The organism is Aneurinibacillus thermoaerophilus (assembly GCF_019603355.1).
GTDB classification, from domain to species: domain Bacteria; phylum Bacillota; class Bacilli; order Aneurinibacillales; family Aneurinibacillaceae; genus Aneurinibacillus; species Aneurinibacillus thermoaerophilus.
The window spans coordinates 1,568,883-1,587,675 of the sequence record NZ_CP080764.1 but is presented as its reverse complement, the minus strand read 5'-3'; the positions used below and the strand labels follow the sequence as shown (position 1 = coordinate 1,587,675).

At 48.4% G+C, this 18,793-nt stretch carries 15 protein-coding genes; 4 read left to right on the top strand and 11 right to left on the bottom strand.

What is annotated here, in order from left to right; translation table 11 throughout:
• The first annotated feature begins 44 nt into the window (after nt 1-44).
• Both leuC and leuD read left to right on the top strand, forming a co-directional pair.
• Nucleotides 45-1,484 carry a 3-isopropylmalate dehydratase large subunit gene (gene leuC, locus K3F53_RS08325; protein ID WP_057899002.1) on the top strand — a complete coding sequence of 480 codons (1,440 nt, stop codon included), beginning with the start codon at nt 45-47 and terminating at the stop codon, nt 1,482-1,484.
• The gene (gene leuD / locus K3F53_RS08320; protein WP_091259891.1) at nt 1,471-2,079 is read left to right on the top strand and encodes a 3-isopropylmalate dehydratase small subunit; all 609 of its coding nucleotides are present in this window, start codon (nt 1,471-1,473) and stop codon (nt 2,077-2,079) included. The genes leuC and leuD overlap by 14 nt, the downstream gene beginning before the upstream one ends.
• A gap of 84 nt (nt 2,080-2,163) precedes the next feature.
• Here leuD and K3F53_RS08315 read toward each other — a convergent pair whose 3' ends face one another.
• The 10 genes from K3F53_RS08315 to K3F53_RS08270 all read right to left on the bottom strand — a co-directional run bounded on the left by K3F53_RS08315 (nt 2,164) and on the right by K3F53_RS08270 (nt 14,248).
• Nucleotides 2,164-2,424 carry a hypothetical protein gene (locus tag K3F53_RS08315; RefSeq protein ID WP_057899004.1) on the bottom strand — a complete coding sequence of 87 codons (261 nt, stop codon included), beginning with the start codon at nt 2,422-2,424 and terminating at the stop codon, nt 2,164-2,166.
• 128 nt (nt 2,425-2,552) lie between these two features.
• A complete protein-coding gene (gene pepF / locus K3F53_RS08310) occupies nt 2,553-4,448 on the bottom strand; it encodes an oligoendopeptidase F (RefSeq protein WP_162265026.1) in 1,896 nt (631 codons plus the stop codon).
• Nucleotides 4,449-4,526: 78 nt separating this feature from the next.
• Entirely contained in the window at nt 4,527-5,441 is a 915-nt protein-coding gene (gene pyrB, locus K3F53_RS08305) for an aspartate carbamoyltransferase (protein WP_408863343.1), read from the bottom strand.
• 102 nt (nt 5,442-5,543) lie between these two features.
• Entirely contained in the window at nt 5,544-5,942 is a 399-nt protein-coding gene (locus K3F53_RS08300) for a S1 RNA-binding domain-containing protein (RefSeq protein WP_057899006.1), read from the bottom strand.
• Nucleotides 5,943-6,092: 150 nt separating this feature from the next.
• Nucleotides 6,093-8,588, bottom strand: coding sequence for a DNA topoisomerase IV subunit A (parC, locus tag K3F53_RS08295; RefSeq protein WP_082706007.1), 2,496 nt, complete (start codon nt 8,586-8,588; stop codon nt 6,093-6,095).
• Nucleotides 8,589-8,595: 7 nt separating this feature from the next.
• On the bottom strand, nt 8,596-10,578 hold the full coding sequence (locus tag K3F53_RS08290; protein ID WP_175493543.1) for a DNA gyrase/topoisomerase IV subunit B: 1,983 nt from the start codon (nt 10,576-10,578) through the stop codon (nt 8,596-8,598).
• 194 nt (nt 10,579-10,772) lie between these two features.
• Nucleotides 10,773-11,423, bottom strand: a complete 651-nt coding sequence (thiE, locus tag K3F53_RS08285) for a thiamine phosphate synthase (protein WP_057899007.1) — start codon at nt 11,421-11,423, stop codon at nt 10,773-10,775.
• A 27-nt stretch (nt 11,424-11,450) separates the two neighbouring features.
• Nucleotides 11,451-12,251, bottom strand: a complete 801-nt coding sequence (thiM, locus tag K3F53_RS08280; RefSeq protein ID WP_057899008.1) for a hydroxyethylthiazole kinase — start codon at nt 12,249-12,251, stop codon at nt 11,451-11,453.
• A 392-nt stretch (nt 12,252-12,643) separates the two neighbouring features.
• Complete coding sequence (locus K3F53_RS08275) at nt 12,644-13,135, bottom strand: hypothetical protein (RefSeq protein WP_057899009.1); 492 nt, start codon at nt 13,133-13,135, stop codon at nt 12,644-12,646.
• Nucleotides 13,136-13,336: 201 nt separating this feature from the next.
• On the bottom strand, nt 13,337-14,248 hold the full coding sequence (locus K3F53_RS08270) for a proline dehydrogenase family protein (protein WP_343211545.1): 912 nt from the start codon (nt 14,246-14,248) through the stop codon (nt 13,337-13,339).
• A 208-nt stretch (nt 14,249-14,456) separates the two neighbouring features.
• Here K3F53_RS08270 and K3F53_RS08265 point away from each other — a divergent pair, with 208 nt between their 5' ends.
• Nucleotides 14,457-16,046, top strand: a complete 1,590-nt coding sequence (locus tag K3F53_RS08265) for a sigma-54 interaction domain-containing protein (RefSeq protein ID WP_220560359.1) — start codon at nt 14,457-14,459, stop codon at nt 16,044-16,046.
• Between the two features lie 110 nt (nt 16,047-16,156).
• Here K3F53_RS08265 and K3F53_RS08260 read toward each other — a convergent pair whose 3' ends face one another.
• Complete coding sequence (locus K3F53_RS08260; protein WP_057899010.1) at nt 16,157-17,314, bottom strand: iron-containing alcohol dehydrogenase; 1,158 nt, start codon at nt 17,312-17,314, stop codon at nt 16,157-16,159.
• A gap of 321 nt (nt 17,315-17,635) precedes the next feature.
• Here K3F53_RS08260 and K3F53_RS08255 point away from each other — a divergent pair, with 321 nt between their 5' ends.
• Nucleotides 17,636-18,784, top strand: coding sequence for an iron-containing alcohol dehydrogenase (locus K3F53_RS08255; protein ID WP_057899012.1), 1,149 nt, complete (start codon nt 17,636-17,638; stop codon nt 18,782-18,784).
• The last annotated feature ends 9 nt before the right edge of the window (nt 18,785-18,793 follow it).

Below are 18,793 nucleotides of genomic sequence, written 5' to 3'. Positions count from 1 at the left end.
ATTCAAAAAAGTAATAAACAATTACAGAAAAAGGGGAGAGACGAATGAAACCACGCACAATGTTTGAAAAAATCTGGGACAATCACGTCATCCACGCGGAAGAAAACAAACCCAGTCTGCTATACATCGACCTGCATCTTGTGCATGAAGTAACATCTCCGCAGGCGTTTGAAGGATTGCGTCTCGCGGGCCGTAAAGTGCGGCGTCCGGATTTAACGTTTGCGACCGTCGACCACAACGTGCCAACAACAAACCGCTCCCTTCCGATCGAAGATCCAATTTCCCGTCAGCAAATTGAAACGTTGCAGCAAAACTGCAAAGAATTTGGCATCACGCTGTTTGACCTTGACAGCAAAGAGCAGGGCGTTGTTCACGTCATGGGCCCGGAACTCGGCTTGACGCACCCGGGCAAAACGATCGTATGCGGAGATAGCCATACATCTACTCACGGAGCCTTCGGCGCGCTCGCCTTTGGTATCGGTACAAGCGAAGTGGAGCATGTGCTCGCGACCCAATGCCTGCAGCAAAAAAAGCCAAAAACGCTCGAAGTGCATGTGGAAGGCGACCTCCCGCTCGGCGTAACGGCAAAAGACTTGATTCTTGCTATTATCGCAAAGTGGGGCACAGATTTTGCCACCGGATACGTCATTGAATATACGGGCGAAGCTATCAAAAAACTGTCCATGGAAGAGAGAATGACCGTCTGCAATATGTCAATTGAAGCAGGCGCACGCGCAGGGCTGATCGCGCCGGACGAGACGACATTTGAATATTTAAAAGGACGCCAGTTCGCGCCAAAAGGCGAAGAATGGGATAAGGCGGTAGAAGCCTGGAGGAAGCTCGTGACCGATGAGGGCGCGGAATACGACCGTCGCGTAGTCATCGACGCATCCACCATCGAACCGCAGGTTACATGGGGCACAAGCCCGGGCATGGGAATCGGCATTACCGGCGTAGTTCCGGCGCCAGAAGATTTTGCGACGGAAAATGAGCGCAAAGCGGCACAAAAAGCGCTGGAATACATGGGCCTCGAGCCACACACGCCGATGACTAAAATCCAGATCGACCGCGTGTTCATTGGTTCCTGTACGAACGGACGCATCGAAGACTTGCGCGCCGCAGCGAAAATCGCCAACGGCTACAAAGTTGCGCCGCATGTGCAGGCGATGGTTGTACCAGGTTCCGGGATGGTAAAGGAGCAGGCGGAAAAAGAAGGGCTGGATAAAATCTTCATTGAAGCTGGTTTTGAATGGCGCGAGCCGGGCTGTAGCATGTGCCTAGCGATGAACCCGGATGTACTCGCTCCCGGCGAACGCTGCGCTTCCACTTCAAACCGCAATTTTGAAGGACGCCAAGGCCGCGGTGGACGCACGCACCTCGTAAGCCCGGAAATGGCAGCGGCAGCCGCAATCGCCGGCCATTTCGTCGACGTCCGTAACTGGGAAGTAAAAGCAAAGGAGGAAAAAGCACATGGAACCGTTTAAAAAGATTACAAGCGTGGTTGCTCCGCTCGACCGTGTCAATGTCGATACAGACGCAATTATCCCGAAACAATTCTTGAAGCGCATTGAACGCACCGGTTTCGGCCAGTTCCTGTTCTATGAATGGCGCTTTGACGAAAACAACAACCCGAATCCGAATTTCGAATTAAATAAGCCGCGCTACAAAGGAGCGCACATCTTGCTTGCGCGCAACAACTTCGGATGCGGCTCATCTCGTGAGCACGCGCCGTGGGCTTTGCTCGATTACGGTTTTAAAGTAATTATTGCACCGTCTTTTGCGGACATCTTCCATAACAACTGCTTTAAAAACGGCATTTTGCCGATTGTACTGCCGGAAGAGACGGTGGACAGGCTGTTCCGCAACATAACAGAAACCGAAGGCTATAAGCTGACCGTCGATTTGGAAAACAATAAGATTACAGATGAGCAGGGCCTTGAAATTGCGTTCAGTGTGGATGCATACCGCCGCGAGTGCCTGCTCAAAGGTTTGGACGATATTGGCATCACTCTGATGCATGAAGACAAAATCGCCGAATATGAAAAAAATTATCCAAGCTATTACAAAATCGCGCAATAAATCATTAAAAAAAGCCGGAAAAACTTGTGAACAAATGTCTCGCAAGTTTTTCTGGTTTCTGTCTCCTTATTCTTCAGCTACTTTTTAATACGGTGCAAACGGATATGGATATGGTGTCGGATACGGAGCGGGGTACGGATACGGTGCCGGATATGGATACGGCACATACTTTTTACTGTGTCCAAAAAGGAACGGGGTTAGGAACAAAAACGGAATAATGGGCCAGATCGAGCCGCGCTCATCCTGTACATAACCATAGTGGTGCGGATATGACACAGGATACACATATTCAGTGTACGGAAATGAATGCTGTTCATAGGTAAAAGCGGGTTGTTTGTTTTCCATAATGAGCCTCCACATTCATTCTTAATGTAGTCTTCATATGCTACTACACTATGATCATGCAAAGCGAATGCCCCTCTTTTTGCACAAAATAGGCTCCCAGCCCAGCTCATCCGCTTCTCTTACACTTCTTACGCCAATTTCTCCAATTCGTTCAATGCTTGTTCAAACACATCAAGCGCCCGTGAAATAACTTCAGGGTTCCGCAAATCAACCCCGGCTTTTCTAAGTACATCAAGCGGCGGTGCCGAGCCGCCCGCTTTCAGGAATGCGAGGTATTGTTCCCGCTTTTCTGGGCCGCCGTGCAAAAGCCTATCCGCGAGCGCGGTCGCTGCCGAAAAACCGGTCGCATATTGGTACACATAGAAATTTTTATAAAAATGCGGCACACGCGCCCACTCATAGCCAACATTCGGATCTAGCGTAAGCGCCGGCCCGTAATACTCGGCCACCAGCTTCCGATAACGTCGCACCAAATCATCGGCTGTCAACGCTTCTCCCTTCTCCGCCGCCTGATATATATCGCGTTCAAATTCGGCGAACATCGTCTGGGCAAACAGCGTCCCTTGAAACGTGTCCAGGTAGCGGTTTAACAACATGGCCCGTTCTTTTTTATCCTTGGCCTCTTCAATCCAGCGGCGCAAAAGCAGCGATTCGTTGACTGTCGATGCGACTTCCGCCACAAAAATATCATAATTTGCGTTCAAATAGTTTTGTGTCTTATTGGCGTAATACGAATGCATGGCATGTCCCATTTCGTGCGCCATCGTCAGCACATCATCCAGCCTTCCGTTGTAATTTAAAAGTACGTACGGCGGATACCCGTACACCGCAGTCTGGTAGGCGCCGCCCGTTTTTCCTGTGCGGCTGTAGACGTCCATCCAGCGGTTTCTAAATGCTTCCTCCAGCTTCTGCTGATACTCTGCGCCAAGCGGCGCAAGTCCTTCCCGCACCATCGTTTTCGCTTCGCTAAGCGTGTACTCCCGCTTTTTTCCTCGAATGAAAGGAACATATAAATCATACTTATGCAGCGCTGAAAGCCCCAGCATTTTTTTTCGTAGCGCCGTATAACGATGCAGCAAATGAATGCGATGGCGCACGGTTGAAATTAATTGATCATATATACTTTCCGGAATGTCGGATGCGTGCAACGCGGCGTAACGGGCAGACGGATAACGCCGCGCCTGCGCATATACGACATTCCTTCTTACTTCTCCTGCAAGCAATGAAGCGAACGTGTTCCCATATTGCGCGTATGTGCCATAGACCGCTTCAAACGCACGGCGGCGCACGGCTTGCTTCGGGGAAGTCATGAAAGAAACGTAACGTTCGCGGGTCAACGGCACGCTTTTTCCTTTTTCATCTTTGATGGAAGGAAACGCAAGATCCGTATCAAGCAAAAACCGGTAAGCCTGAGCGGCTGTCCCCATCGCTTCCCCGGTCAACGCAAGCAATTTTTCTTCTTTCTCGGATAAAATATGGCCTCGTTCTTTGCGTAACTCACTAATATAGCGCCTATATTTGACCAGCTTTTTTTCTGCATGGTACATCCGTTCCAGCTTTTTGTCATCAAGCCTTGCGAGCTCCGGGCCAATAAATGAAGTGGCGAGCGTCAGCTTTTGCGCCGTCCGCCGCGCTTCATGCAATCTTTGCTGTGCGATTGAATCGGTAGTATGCGTATCGAATTGTAGTTGGGCATATACATATGCCTTTTCTAGCTTACGGGATGCTTCTTCTTGCTTCGAAAGCGCCTCATATAAATGATGTGCATGATCTAATTTTCCTTTATAAGAAGCGATAAGCGCAGCCTCTCTCACAATCGATTGAATATCTTTTTGCCAAGCATCTGATGAAGCGTACAACCTTGTAAGGTCCCATGTATCCGCAATAGCGGGGCGCTCGTGCAAGGTAGGGGGAGTTGCTCTCTCCGCTGTGCGGAATGTGGGAACCCCGAGTCCCCCGCTGCCCACAATCAGCCATACACCAACTGCCATACCTGCGAACGGAATCAGCAACTTTTTGCGCATTGCCCCCATCCGCCTCCTTCTCTGCATTTTCTTCCTAATTTTTTGCAAAGAAAGAGGGAAATATGTAATTTTCTTCTTCTACATAGAGAAACACTTGTCAATGAGCGCCATGCGGACGAACAGGCCGTTTTCCGCCTGACGGAAGTACGCGGCGCGCGGGTCATGATCCACCTCGACCGCAATCTCACCAGCACGCGGCAGTGGATGCAGTACGATGCTATCTTTTTTCATCACCGAGAGCAAGGCATTATCAATGATATACTTGCCGCAGGCTTTCTCATACTCGTCAAGCGACGTAAAACGCTCTTTTTGGATGCGGGTCTGATAGAGCACATCTGCCGTTTTTGCCACTTTCTCCAAATCGTGTTCTTCTTCGTACGAAACCCTTTTTTCATCCAGATATTTTTTCACATATGTGGGAATTTGTACGTTTTCCGGAGCGGTGAACGAAATGTGAATCTTGTTATAATTGGCAAGCAAATAAGACAAGGAATGAACCGTACGTCCGTTCGCCAAATCTCCGATCATGACGATATGCAGATCATCCAGACGGCCGAGTTCTTTTTTAATCGTGTACAAATCCAAAAGCGACTGCGTCGGGTGTTCCCCCGCGCCGTCTCCTGCGTTAATAATCGGTACGGTCGCCACCGCAGCAGCGCGTTCAGCCGCTCCAATATCCGTATGGCGAATAACGATAACATCGCTGTAGCTGGATACGACACGAATAGTGTCTTCCAATGTTTCCCCCTTAATGGTGGACGAAAATTGAGCCGCATTTTCTGTTCCGATTACCTTGCCGCCAAGACGGGACATTGCCGACTCAAACGACAGGCGCGTCCGGGTGCTCGGCTCAAAGAAAAGTGTCGTCATCACTTTATTGCTGTAGCGATCGCTTCCACCTTCCGCCACCACCCGTTCCATTTCTTTGGTTTTTACAAAAATCTCGTCCAATTCCGGACGGGTAAATTGCTTTGCTCCTAATACATGGTACAGTAACACGATGGTTTCTCCTTTCATATGTATATGAGTGCATAGAAAACCACTCTGACGAAAATCAGAGTGGTTGAATCTACTAAAAGAGTGGTAAGGTCCCGTTCAGCGCCGTTTTTCACGCTTGCCCAGGTCGCCCATCTTGTCCTCGCTCGTTTTCAGCCAGCGTTTCATCATGGCTTCAAAATCTTCTTTCGAGCTGTTCTGACGTCCGCCTTGACTGCGGTTCTCATCCCGCTTCTTAAAAGCGCGACGGTCATCCTTCTTTTCTTCATTGATCCTCATAGTTAACGAGATTTTACCGTCGTTTTTAATCTCCAGCACTTTTACAGTCACTTTGTCTCCTACTTTGACAAATTGGTTAATATCCTCGACATAAGAAGAAGCAATTTGTGAAATATGGACGAGTCCCTGCTTGTTCTCTCCGAGATTAACAAAAGCGCCAAAAGATTGAACTCCTACAACGGTACCTTCCAAAATATTGCCGACAGCGATGTTACTCAAAAAATGTTCCCCCTAAAAGAATTTACTATACGTTTACTATACATGAAACAAAAAGAATAATAAAGAACTTTGCGGCCAGCAAAATACAAGTCATCATGCGTCATTTTTCTATTACAGTATTTCCAGTTTACCAAAAAGGTACTCCTTTGCTTACTCGGAGCAACTGTCCACACCTTCTCCGGCTTGTTTTTCCTCCGCGCGCGCTGTAAACAAAATAGACGCTACTTCTTCGCCAGGATCAAGCTGTACCATGGTGCGTCCGACAGAACCCTGATCGTTTACTGATAAATGCTTGCAGTACGCCTCCCAGTCGATCCGTACTTCACGGCCTTTATCCGTGCGACCCAGTAGACCGTGCTTCATCTCTCCTTCAAGGAACGCAACTTTCACCTCATGCGGCTGCACTTTGCGGCGCCGAATTACGAGCACGCCCTTACCGCTCCGGCCCTGCGTGGTAAACTGGGTGACGAAAGTGCGCTTGATGACCCCTTCTTTTGTGATGATTTGTAACACATCTTCCGCTTCTGGCTTCACTACGAAAGAAGCCACGACACGCTCACCTTCCTCAAGCTTCATGCCACGCACACCTGCCGTATTTCGTCCAGTCAGCGGCACCTCAGCCACAGGAAACCGAATCGCCATACCACCGGAAGACACAAGCAGGAACTCATCTTCCTCGCCACACATATGCACTGTTTCAATCTTATCATCGTCTTTTAGCTTCACCGCGACAATGCCGCGCTTTTTCTGGGTTTTGCTGTATTCTTCTCCTTTTGTCCGCTTAATCATACCGCCTTCGGTCACAAATGCGAACGATTCATCCGCTACACGATCCAGTGAATCTACTTTGTATGCGGCCACAATTTTCTGCTCTTTGCTAAGGGGCAAGACATTGACCAAGCTGGTGCCAATGTCTTTCCAGCGGCCATCTGGAATTTCGTGAACCGGAATCTGATAGAAATATCCATCATTCGTAAATAAAAGCAGGTGGTGGATTGTATTTGTCCTGAAAAAATAGCGTATCGTGTCGCTTTCTTTGACGCCAGCCGTTTCGATAGAAGCACCGGAACTGTTAAACGAACGCAGCGACGTCCGTTTAATGTATTGCTCCTCGGTAATCGTAACGATCACTTCCTCTGCCGGCACGGTAACAGAAATATCAACTTCTAGGTTTTCAATTTCATCTTCGAGCGTCGTCCGGCGATCATCGCCGTATTTATCGCGGATTTCGCTCAGTTCTTTTTCCAGCACTTTGTTCAGTTTTTTCTCGCTCTTTAGGATTCCCTCCAGAGCGGAAATTTTCTTGTTCAAATCTTTTTCTTCTTTCTCGTACCTTTTAATATCCAGGCGTGTTAACTGATGCAAGCGAATATCAAGAATGGCCTCCGCTTGCTCATACGTGAAAGCAAAATTCGCCATCAAACGATTTCGCGCGTCTTCCCGTCCGTCCGAATCCATAATCGTATCGATCACCTGGCGCAGAATGGAAATCGCTTTAATGATTCCTTCTACGATATGCAGACGTTTTCGCGCCTTCTCCAAATCATGTGTCGTCCGGCGGGTAATTACTTCTTTCTGGTGTGCGATATAAGCGCCGAGAATGCCTTTCAAACCGAGTTGCTGGGGACGCTCGTCAGCGATCACAAGCATATTGAAGCTGTATGAAATCTGCAAATCTGTCTTTTTGAACAGATAGTGTAAAATGCCATCCACATCAGCATCCTTGCGCACCTCAAGCACAATTCGCATGCCTTCGCGATCCGTTTCGTCCCGTACTTCAAGCAGGCCATCCACGTTTTTCTCAATAATTTCTTCTTCAATTTGCGTGACAAGCGCTTTTTTCTTCACCGTATACGGAATCTCATCGACCACGATTAGCTTTCGTCCTTGCTTGCCGTTTTCCATATGGGTCCTTGAGCGGATAATCATCCGACCGGCTCCCGTTTCATACGCTTTTTTAATCTCTTCCCGACCCTGGATAATGCCGCCGCCCGGCAAATCGGGGCCCGGAATATATTTCATCAACTCATCGAGCGAAATGTCCGGATTATGAAGCAGCGCAATCGTCCCATTTATAACTTCCCGCAGGTTATGCGTCGGAATTTCGGTGGCAAACCCGATGGAAATCCCGGTCACGCCGTTTACGAGCAAATTCGGAAAACGCGCAGGCAGCACGGTCGGCTCTTTCGATGTATTGTCGTAGTTCGGAATAAAATCAACCGTATCCTTTTCAATATCACGCAACATTTCCATCGCGATCGGCATAAGACGCGCTTCCGTATAACGCATCGCCGCGGCGGTATCGCCATCTACCGTACCCCAATGACCATGCCCGTCAATGAGCGGTTCGCGCATTTTGTGCGGCTGAACCAGATTCACCATCGTCTCATAGATGGATGAATCACCGTGCGGGTGATAGTTTCCCATAACGTCACCAACCGTCTTCGCCGACTTGCGATACGGACGATCTGGTGTGTTTTTTTCTTTGTACATTGAATACAATACTCGGCGTTGCACAGGCTTTAAGCCATCCCGCACATCCGGGATGGCCCGCGATAAAATGATATAGCGGGCATAATCGCTGAACCTGGAGCGATATACATCCCGCACGCTCATCTGTAAATACTCTTCATGCGGTAATGACATTAGCTCTTTATTCCTCCTCCATTACAAACTTCACGTTGTTTTCGATCCACTCGCGGCGCGGCGGTACTTTATCGCCCATTAAAATAGTGACAATTCGCTCCGCTTCTGACGCTTCTTCCAAATCCACCTGAATCAGCTTGCGTGTAGCAGGATTCATCGTCGTGTCCCACAACTGTTCTGCGTTCATCTCGCCAAGCCCTTTGTAGCGCTGAATTTCTGCCTGGCTGCCCATTTTCTTCTGCGCAACAATTCGCTCTTCGTCCGTCCAGGCATAGATGATTTCCTGCCCTTTCTTTCCCTGCTTGTACACCTTGTACAGCGGAGGTTGCGCAATAAATACTTTGCCGCGTTTGATAAGTTCAGGGAAGTAACGGTAGAACAGCGTTAGCAGTAAAATCTGAATATGCGCGCCGTCATAATCGGCATCCGTCATAATAATAATTTTGTCAAACGCGCAATCGTTGGCATTGAACTCATCACCGATCCCCGTGCCAAGAACTTCGACAATCGTGTTGATTTCTTCATTCCCGTTCGGGCCAATGACTTCATAAATTTTCTTCTTTTCCACGTTAATCGGTTTCCCGCGCAAACTCAGCACTGCCTGAAAACTGCGGTCGCGACCATTAATGGCAGAACCGCCCGCCGAGTCACCCTCAACGATAAACAATTCATTGCGCGCAGGGTCTTTTTTGCTCGGTGGCGTGTACTTGTCACTTATGGTTCGCTTGCCCTTCTTTTTGCCTTTCTTTCCGGAACCCCGCAACGCTTCCGCCGCCTTCTTAATTTCTTCTTTAATGCGGCGTGACTCAATGGCCCGCTCAATAATCAAGCGGGCGATATCTGGATTCTCTTCAAGGAAGAAGCTCATTTTCTCACTGACAAACGCTTCGACCGCAGACCGAGCTTCCTCGCTGCCCAGCTTGTCTTTTGTCTGGCTTTCAAACTGCGGATCGTCCATCCGAATGCTGAGCACCGCCATCAACCCTTCCCGGTAATCATTCCCGGTCAGGTTTTTGTCATTTTTCTTCAAAAGCGCGTTCTTACGCGCGTATTCGTTGCACACTTTCGTAAACGCATTGCGGAAACCGGACACATGCGTTCCTTCATCGATGGTCGGAATCGTATTGACATAGGAGAGCAGGTTTTCCGACGTGTTATCGTTATATTGAAAAGCGAGTTCAATTTCAATTCCGTCCTTTTCGCCTTCAAAATATACGATATCGTGCAGCGTATTTTTTCCATCATTTAAATATTCAATGAACGCTTTAATGCCTTCGTCAAAGTGAAACGTCTCCTTCCCAGGCGCACCCGGGCGCATATCGTGCAGATGAATGGTGACGCCCTTTAACAAAAATGCATTGTCGCGCAGCCTCTCGCGCAAAATGTTATACTGGATGTTAATGTCGCCAAAGATACGCTTATCTGGAAGAAATGTGACCTTTGTTCCAGTTTTTCGCGTCGTGCCGACGATTTCAAGGTCGGTCACAGGATGACCGGCTTTAAAATCTCCGTCCGCTCCCTCCACATATTCAAAACGTTGGCGGTAGATATGGCCGTCACGGTAAATTTCTACCTCAAGCCATTCGGAAAGCGCGTTCACGACGCTGGCTCCCACGCCATGTAGTCCGCCTGACTTCTTGTATCCTTCTCCGCCGCCGAACTTACCCCCGGCATGGAGAACGGTAAAGACGACAGTAGGCGTCGGAATGCCTTCGTCTTTATTCATCCCGGTCGGGATTCCGCGGCCATTGTCTTCGATACTAATGCTTTTATCCGGATGAATCGTAATTTTAATGGTATCGCAATAACCGGCCAACACCTCGTCTTTGGAGTTATCGATAATTTCCCAGATAAGATGGTGCAAGCCGCGGCTGCCGGTTGAACCGATATACATCCCAGGTCTGACGCGAACAGCGGTCAAACCTTTGAGGACACGAATATCATCATCGCTATATGCTGTTACATTCAGTGATACGCTTGGATGACTCAAATCTATCCCCTCCTGTTTCTTTCATTACAATGTACTTGTTTTTATAGCGAAAAGCAATATTCGCCAATTTAGCTGCCGTTCGTTTCCTCTTCTATTATACACAAAACTTCAAAGAACAAGAACGTTTGTTTGTGTGCAGAATTTTTAAAAGAGAAAGAAAAACGGAGCGGATACAGCTTCCGCTCCATGTCTGTTTATTTTCCGATAAACGGGGCTACCGCCTGCTTCAGGCGAACGGTCGCCTGTTTCGGGTCCGGCTGCCCGACGATCGCTGAAATGACGGCCACGCCATTTGCCCCCTGTTCCATAACTTCTGCGCAATTTTCAGCAGTAATGCCACCAATCCCCACGATCGGCAAAGCCGAAAACTTGCGAATTTCCCCGATCAACGCTGGCGTTACTGGATCGCCTGCATCCGCTTTGCTACCGGTTGCGTAAATCGCGCCGACTCCTAGATAATCGGCTCCTTGCTCAATTGCCCAGCGCGCTTCTGCCACCGAAGACGCCGAAACACCGATAAACATATGGTCACCAATCAGTTTACGCGCCTCACCCGCTGGAAGGTCATCCTGTCCGACATGCACTCCGTCCGCGTCCAGCAACATCGCTACATCTACCCTGTCATTGACAACAAATAGCACATCGTGCTCACGGCATAGTTCCCGCATTTTCCGCCCCACTTCCAATACCCGCCGGAGAGGGGCTTTTTTCTCGCGTAATTGCACAACATCGACACCGCCCTCGATAGCCAGGCGGACGGTTTCCAGTGCGCTACGTCCTCCCGCGTTATCGATGCCAAGCACAAGATAGACGCCCAAACGTTCCTGCCATGCTTCTGGGTTCATTGCTATCCTCTCTTTTCTTTTGTTTGTTTATTTTTCTGTAATATCTGCCATTTCGATAATTTGTGCTTCTTCGAGATTGTACAGCGCATCAAGAAGTGCAATCTGGTACGAACCCGGGGCAGATACAATTTGTCGCGCCAGTTCCGCAGCGACACCGTAGCTCGCAAGTCCCGCGGCTGCCGCGAACACGAAATCTTGTTCTACGGCGGCATAAGCCCCAAGAATGGAAGTAAGCAAGCACCCGGTGCCAGTAACCCGGGTCAACATCTCGTCTCCGTTACGAATCATATACAGCTTGTCAGGCCCGGCCACCACGTCCGTTTTACCGGTAATCGCAACAACCGTGCCCAGCGCTTTCGTCGCCTTTCTGGCAAGTTCTTCCGTATCTCCGCCTTTCTCTCCGGCATCCACACCTTTAATCTCCCATGACTCGCCGATTACATTGGCAATCTCCGCTGCATTGCCGCGAATAATGGCAATATCAAGTTCGTTGACAATACGACGCGCCATTTCCGTCCGAAATGGCGTCGCCCCGGCTCCGACCGGATCAAACACAACCGGAACCCCGTGCTTATTGGCCGATTTTCCGGCGATCAACATTGCCTCTACCGTTTCCCTCGTGAGCGTGCCCATGTTCAGCACAAGGGCACCCGCAATCTTCGCCATATCAGCTACTTCTTCAGGAGCGTACGCCATCACCGGGGAAACGCCAAGCGCCAATAACCCATTAGCCGTAAAATTTGTTACCACTACGTTTGTTATATTATGTACAAGCGGTTTTTTTTCACGCAGCTTCAAAAGCAAAGCTGCAGCCTCCTGTCCAAGCATAACATTTCCTCCTTTTTATCTTAGTCGGACATGAAAAAAACTTGTGCCAATCTTAATATAATCTTAATGCTAACAAAACAAAATACTTACATACCTATAGTAGTATAATGAGTGGATTGATCTCCAAAATCATGCCACATTCTGTGGCAGCCCCATTCTCTTTGGTCCCGGCCATTTAGCCGGGACAATTTTTAACACAATCTTAACAAAATGATGATACAAAATTCGTATTCTGCGTGTATTCTAAAACTAAGCATAGTCTTGTCCCACTGCCTCTTACCCGAGCTTAGGAGCATATGGGCACACCTCTTTTCAATTGAGCCTTCTTCCAGGCTCTTTTTTTTATAGTTATGTAGCACAACTTAGGGGCCACATATTTTAATGCGCCCCCGTTACTCTTCCTTGTCGATCCACTCTAAGTCCGGCGTCGCCACCCATTCCGGTCTAAGCCCCCTCTGGGCGGCATACTGTCTAACCCATTCGTTCATTACCTTCTGTGTCCCTTGATACTGGCAAATGATTTTCCGTATCGCTTCATTCAATTCTTCCTGTTCTAGCCCTCGATGCCTTTCTCTAAATCTCATGATACGAAGATTGGCCTTTACGTTATTTTCTATTTTGGCAAACGCGCTAATATAACGAATCACACTCGCTTGGTCAGCCGGATTCATTTCATCCATAACATAACGATCAGTCAATTCCGACAAGCTCTTTCTGAGTTCATCCGGCTCCATCTTCTCTTCGTAAACACGCTGTGTCACTTCATCCATATACAACTTAATCTTTTCCGACTCTACTAAATCTCCAAAAAGGAAAGTGAATACTGAATCACTAATTTTTTTGCTCTTTTTTTTATGAATCGTGCATCCATTTTCTGTGCCCATATTCGTCCACCTCATTTTCCTGTTATTATAATACTACGAAAATGAGCACTAAAACAGCATATATCTATCTACAATATAGTTATTTAGAATGATTTATTCCCTCCTCTTTATATAAATATTCAAGACTTTTGCCATAAAATTCATTCGTTTCTCATCGTAGAAGACAAGTGGATAGGAAAACACAAAGAGTCTTTTGCCCTATTATTTTACCAGCATTCCTTTCAACACAAAGGCTACGTTAGCCGGGCGCTCGGCCAGACGACGCATAAAATATCCATACCAGTCATTGCCATACGGTACATAAACACGCATCGTATAGCCCTGGCGCACCAGTTCAAGTTGTGACTGGGGACGGATGCCGTACAGCATCTGAAATTCAAATCTGTGCCGTGGAATGTTATACCTTGCAACAAGCTGCTTTGTAAATTCAATAATTTTATCGTCGTGAGTGGCCACTGCCGTATGGCTTCCACTCAAAAGATGCGCTTTAATGATACGCTTATAATTTTCATCCACGTCTTTCTTGTCCGGATACGTCACCTCAGGTGATTCTTTATACGCACCTTTAACGAGCCGGAGCGGCACACCACGCAGCGTTTCCACATCTTTTTCCGCCCGGTATAAATAAGCCTGAATTACGGTCCCCACATTGCTGTATTCCCGGCGCAATTCACGCAACAAGTCAATCGTTATCTGACAATGACTGTAATCTTCCATATCGATCCTTACAAAATTTCCGTATTTCTTCGCCCTTTCCAAAATACGTTGCATATTGACGCGGCACAAGTCTCTGTCAATATCAAGTCCAAGCTGAGTCAGCTTTAGCGAAAGATTGCTTTTGACTCTTGCCGCGTGAATCGCATCAAGAGTACGAATACAATAATCAGCTGCTTCCACCGCCTCTTCTCGGCTCGAGACAAACTCGCCGAGATGGTCAAGCGTGCATACGAGCCCCTGCTTATTCAATTCTCTTACCTTGTTGATCGCTTCACGAATCGTTTCTCCTGCTACAAAACGGTGCGCGCCGAAGCGAAGGCCCCACTTTTTCGCCGCCCGATTCAGCGTCCTGTTTTGCGACAGAAATAGAAAAAATTTTTTCATAGCCGTCTCGATGATCATATCTTTCACCTTCCTGTCCTACGTCTTTCCCGTATCCCCAGGATCGCTTCTCTCCTGCCATCCATGCGCCAAAAATTGTACATTCATTTCTTTTAATTGTATAATGATATTGTTACCACCTTTACATTTTTGTAAATCATCCCGGTTTTTCCGTCCATATTTTATACAACTTTGTTAATTATAATAAACTAGGTGATTACAAATGAAAAAATATCCCTTTTCTTTTTATAACCCGCTCCTTCATAATCTTATGCAACCGCTTTCCACTTTGCCCAAACGTTTCGCTTCCGTTCGGGCTAAAGAAACACTTCGCCTGTTCGACTTAATTTCAGACAAGCCGGACGCCATCGATGTCGACGTCATCTCCGAAGCCGGGGAAACGGTCGGATATATTTCGGCGGAAACGCTGGTACAAGCGCTTTCCCGCGCACTGCGCGAATGCTTCGCGTTCTATGAAGGAGTGCTGCATACGGTTGATGATTCGCTGACTATTGTCGACGCGGAAGGAAACGTGATCGGCTGGAACAAACAGGCGGAAGCAATGTATCGCATCCCGTCGGAGGACATTCTGCACCACCACATTACCCGCCATTTTAAAAAAGACGCGATCATGTTGCTCAAAAGCATTCGTGACGGTTCTTCCATCTCCCGTCATTACAATCAGCCACGCGAAGGAGCACACGTACTTATCAATACATCTCCGGTAATACTTTCTGGACGCATTATCGGCGGCATTTCTGCAGAAAAGGACATCAGCGATGTGGTGCGCCTGCATGACCAGCTTTCCAGCACGACTGCCCACCTGCACAATTTGGAAACCGAACGATACGCCGAACAGCAGGAAGATCCGTTCTATAAGATTAAAGGGCGCAGCACAGCGATCACACACGCAATCGAACTGGCCCGAAAAGTGGCCCATACTGACGCAACCCTGTTAATCACCGGAGAATCCGGTGTCGGAAAAGAATTGTTTGCTGAAGCGGTACACCGCGCAAGCCCGCGGAAAGAGGGGCCATTTGTTGCGCTGAACTGTGGCGCAATTCCGGCTGCCCTGTTTGAAAGTGAACTGTTTGGCTATGAAAAAGGCGCCTTCACCGGCGCGGTTCACGAAGGGAAAAAAGGAAAGATCGATATGGCTGCTGGAGGCACGCTGTTTCTTGACGAAATCGGTGAACTTCCGCTTGATCAACAAGTGAAACTGCTACGTGTTCTGCAAGAACGGCAGTTTTACCGTGTAGGAGGACATAAACCGATTCCGACCAATGTACGTATTATAGCCGCAACCAACCGCAACCTTGAGGAAATGGTGGAAGCGGGACAGTTCCGCCAGGATCTGTTCTATCGACTGAATGTTATATCCGTGGCTATCCCCCCGCTGCGCGAACGAAAAGAGGATATTCCGGAACTGGCACAGCTGTTTTTGAAGGAGTTTGCAGTCAAATATGGCAAACCGTTTCCAGAGTTGGCACCGAAAACGATCGTATTGCTGCTGGAATACGCGTGGCCAGGAAACATCCGACAGCTACGCAATCTGATGGAGCGCCTTGTTATTTTAACGGATCAAAAACGGATAGAGCCGGAGCATCTTCCCGAAGGGTTTCTCCCCTCCCAGACACCACTGGTTCCTCAAGCTTCTCTTCCTCGCAAAATAACAGGACGAAATGAATACGAGGAGCTGGTGGAAGCGCTCCGGACAACATACGGCAACAAGTCGGCTGCGGCTCAGTTACTTGGCATCTCGCGTGTAACATTGTACAACAGAATGAAGAAATACAATATCCAGATCGAATAGCGTCCTATCATGCCCCCTTGCTCTTCTCCTGTTTGCGTAAGCAGAAAAGAACAGCAAGGAGGCGGTTTTACTTCTGTGTGGAAGGGACAAGGTGCACGACCTGTCCCATGTTAAAATGCGGCGCGAATGATTTCTTTTATATCTTCCAGCGTTGCTTTGCGCGGGTTGGTCAATGCGCACGCGTCTTTCATCGCATTCACGGCCAACAGCTCGATATCTTCCTCCTTAGCACCCAGTTCGGCAAATCCTCTCGGAATGCCTACATCGCGCGCCAGCGTCTCAATCGCTTCAATTGCTTTTTCCGCCGCTTCCCGCATCGACAGGCCGCTGATGTTTTCACCCATGGCTTCAGCGATATCGGCAAATCGCTCGGCTCGGGAAATTAAGTTGAAACGCTCGACATGCGGCAAGAGAATCGCATTGCATACGCCGTGCGGCAAGTTATACACACCGCCAAACTGATGCGCAATCGCGTGCACATACCCAAGTGAAGCGTTATTGAAGGCCATGCCTGCCAAAAACTGCGCGTACGACATATTTTCGCGCGCCTGTAGGTTTTCGCCGTTTGCTACGGCTACGCGCAAATTCCGGCTAATCAGGCGAATCGCCTGAAGCGCACATGCGTCTGTAATCGGGGTGGCGGCGGTTGAAACATAGGCTTCTACCGCATGCGTCAATGCATCCATCCCAGTTGCCGCGGTCAAAGCAGGCGGCTTTTTTACTGTCAGCATCGGGTCATTAATGGAGATCGTTGGCGTTACATGCTTGTCTACAATTGCCATTTTTACCGAGCGCGATGTATCGGTAATGATGCAAAAGCGGGTCATTTCACTGGCCGTACCGGAAGTCGTGTTTACCGCAAACAAGGGCACCATTGGCGATTGGGAACGATCCACTCCTTCATAATCATGAATCCTTCCGCCATTAGCGGCGACCAAACCAATCCCTTTCGCGCAATCGTGTGAACTTCCCCCGCCCAGTGAAATGATACAATCGCAATGTTCTTCACGGTACATGGCAAGACCAGCTTCTACATTTTTATCCGTCGGATTTGGTTCCGCTCCGGGAAAAATCGCAGCTTGTAAACCCGCTTCTTCCACATAGGCAGCCATTTGATCGGCTACGCCAAATTGATAAAGCCCTGCATCTGTGACGATAAGCGCTTTCTTTTTGCCGTATGATTTCATACGTTCCCCGATTTCCTTTGCCGCGCCAATCCCCATTATATTCACAGCCGGCATGTAAAATCCAAACACTTGATTTTCCATTTTTCTTCTCTCCTTTCAAATTCTTTACATGAAAATATTTTCTTTTTCGTTGCACCGTTGCTATAATTCTACTTATGAAGGAAAGAAAAAGAAGGAAGGCGGAAGTTCCCTCCCTGCTGTTTCGCTTCCACTATTCATCTAACGCAAAGATTATGCCAAATTTTCCGATTAGTATAAATAGACAAAAAATATATTTCATAAGCGTTTTCTATGCGCTTCCGCTTTCAGAAGCAAAAAATCGCGGGAAAAAAGAGCAAGAATTCGGCGCTTTTAGCCAATTTTTTGTTACAATGTATCAAATCTCCGAAATGAGGGCGACACATGCACATTTCTAAATTCGCTGCACCGGAAATTCTCTTCGGGCGAGGCTCCTTGCATCAGACAGGAGAATGCTGTCGAAGGATCGGAGCCAATAAGGTATTCATTGTTAGCGATGAAGGCGTCATGGCTGCCGGTTGGGTCGAAAAGATTATCAAAGTATGCCAGGCGAGCGGATTAGCCTATGAGCTATTCTATGATATTACATCCAATCCGAAAGACTATGAAATCGAAAAAGGTGTACAGCGCTACCAGTTCAGCGAATGTGATGCCGTCCTTGGCATCGGAGGCGGCAGCGCAATGGATGCGGCCAAGGCGATCGCGATTCTTGCTACGAATGGCGGGATCATTCATGAATATGAAGGAGCCGATAAAATCAAACGACCTCTCCCACCGCTTCTGATGATTCCAACGACTGCGGGTTCTGGCTCGGAAGTTTCCCAGTTTTCCGTCATTGTGGATTCTTCCCGTAAAATCAAGATGACCATTGTTTCCAAGTCACTTGTACCGGACATCGCGATTACCGATCCACAAACGCTGGTTACAAAGGATGCGGAATTAACGGCAGAAACGGGAATGGATGTACTCACTCATGCCATCGAAGCATTTGTCAGCGTGGCGGCTACTCCGCTAACGGATGTACAAGCTAAAAACGCCATCTCACTCGTGTCTAAGCATTTGCGAGCTTCCACCGCTTCACGCACAAACGAGGAAGCAAAAGCGGCCATGGCGATGGCCAGCCTGCAAGCGGGGCTCGCCTTTTCAAATGCGATTCTCGGCGCCGTCCATGCTATGGCTCATGCGGTAGGCGGGTATCTCGATCTTCCGCACGGCAAGCTAAACGCGATTCTTTTGCCCTATGTAATGGAATATAACTTCTTGGCCGCTCCCGAGCGGTTCGGACAAATCGCCGCTTTGATGGGACAAAACATTACCGATATGACGGCGGCCGAAGCCGCGAAACGTGCGGTCTACCATGTTAAGCAACTCGCTTCAGACATCGGCATCCCGCAACGTCTTTCTGATATCGGATTTACTGAGGACTTAATCCTGCCAATGAGCCAGGCGGCCAGCGAAGACGTGTGCCTGGTTACCAATCCCCGTGACATCGGCATTCATGAACTGGAAATGATCTTTCGGAAAGCTTTATAGGAGGCGGTT

Bases quoted from the DNA above. Each gene is read 5' to 3' on its own strand.
- leuC (WP_057899002.1), top strand. From the start codon at position 45: ATGAAACCACGCACAATGTTTGAAAAAATCTGGGACAATCACGTCATC.
- leuD (WP_091259891.1), top strand. From the start codon at position 1,471: ATGGAACCGTTTAAAAAGATTACAAGCGTGGTTGCTCCGCTCGACCGT.
- K3F53_RS08315 (WP_057899004.1), bottom strand. From the start codon at position 2,424: ATGGAAAACAAACAACCCGCTTTTACCTATGAACAGCATTCATTTCCG.
- pepF (WP_162265026.1), bottom strand. From the start codon at position 4,448: ATGCGCAAAAAGTTGCTGATTCCGTTCGCAGGTATGGCAGTTGGTGTA.
- parC (WP_082706007.1), bottom strand. From the start codon at position 8,588: ATGTCATTACCGCATGAAGAGTATTTACAGATGAGCGTGCGGGATGTA.
- thiE (WP_057899007.1), bottom strand. From the start codon at position 11,423: ATGAACCCAGAAGCATGGCAGGAACGTTTGGGCGTCTATCTTGTGCTT.
- thiM (WP_057899008.1), bottom strand. From the start codon at position 12,251: ATGCTTGGACAGGAGGCTGCAGCTTTGCTTTTGAAGCTGCGTGAAAAA.
- K3F53_RS08275 (WP_057899009.1), bottom strand. From the start codon at position 13,135: ATGGGCACAGAAAATGGATGCACGATTCATAAAAAAAAGAGCAAAAAA.
- K3F53_RS08265 (WP_220560359.1), top strand. From the start codon at position 14,457: ATGAAAAAATATCCCTTTTCTTTTTATAACCCGCTCCTTCATAATCTT.
- K3F53_RS08260 (WP_057899010.1), bottom strand. From the start codon at position 17,314: ATGGAAAATCAAGTGTTTGGATTTTACATGCCGGCTGTGAATATAATG.
- K3F53_RS08255 (WP_057899012.1), top strand. From the start codon at position 17,636: ATGCACATTTCTAAATTCGCTGCACCGGAAATTCTCTTCGGGCGAGGC.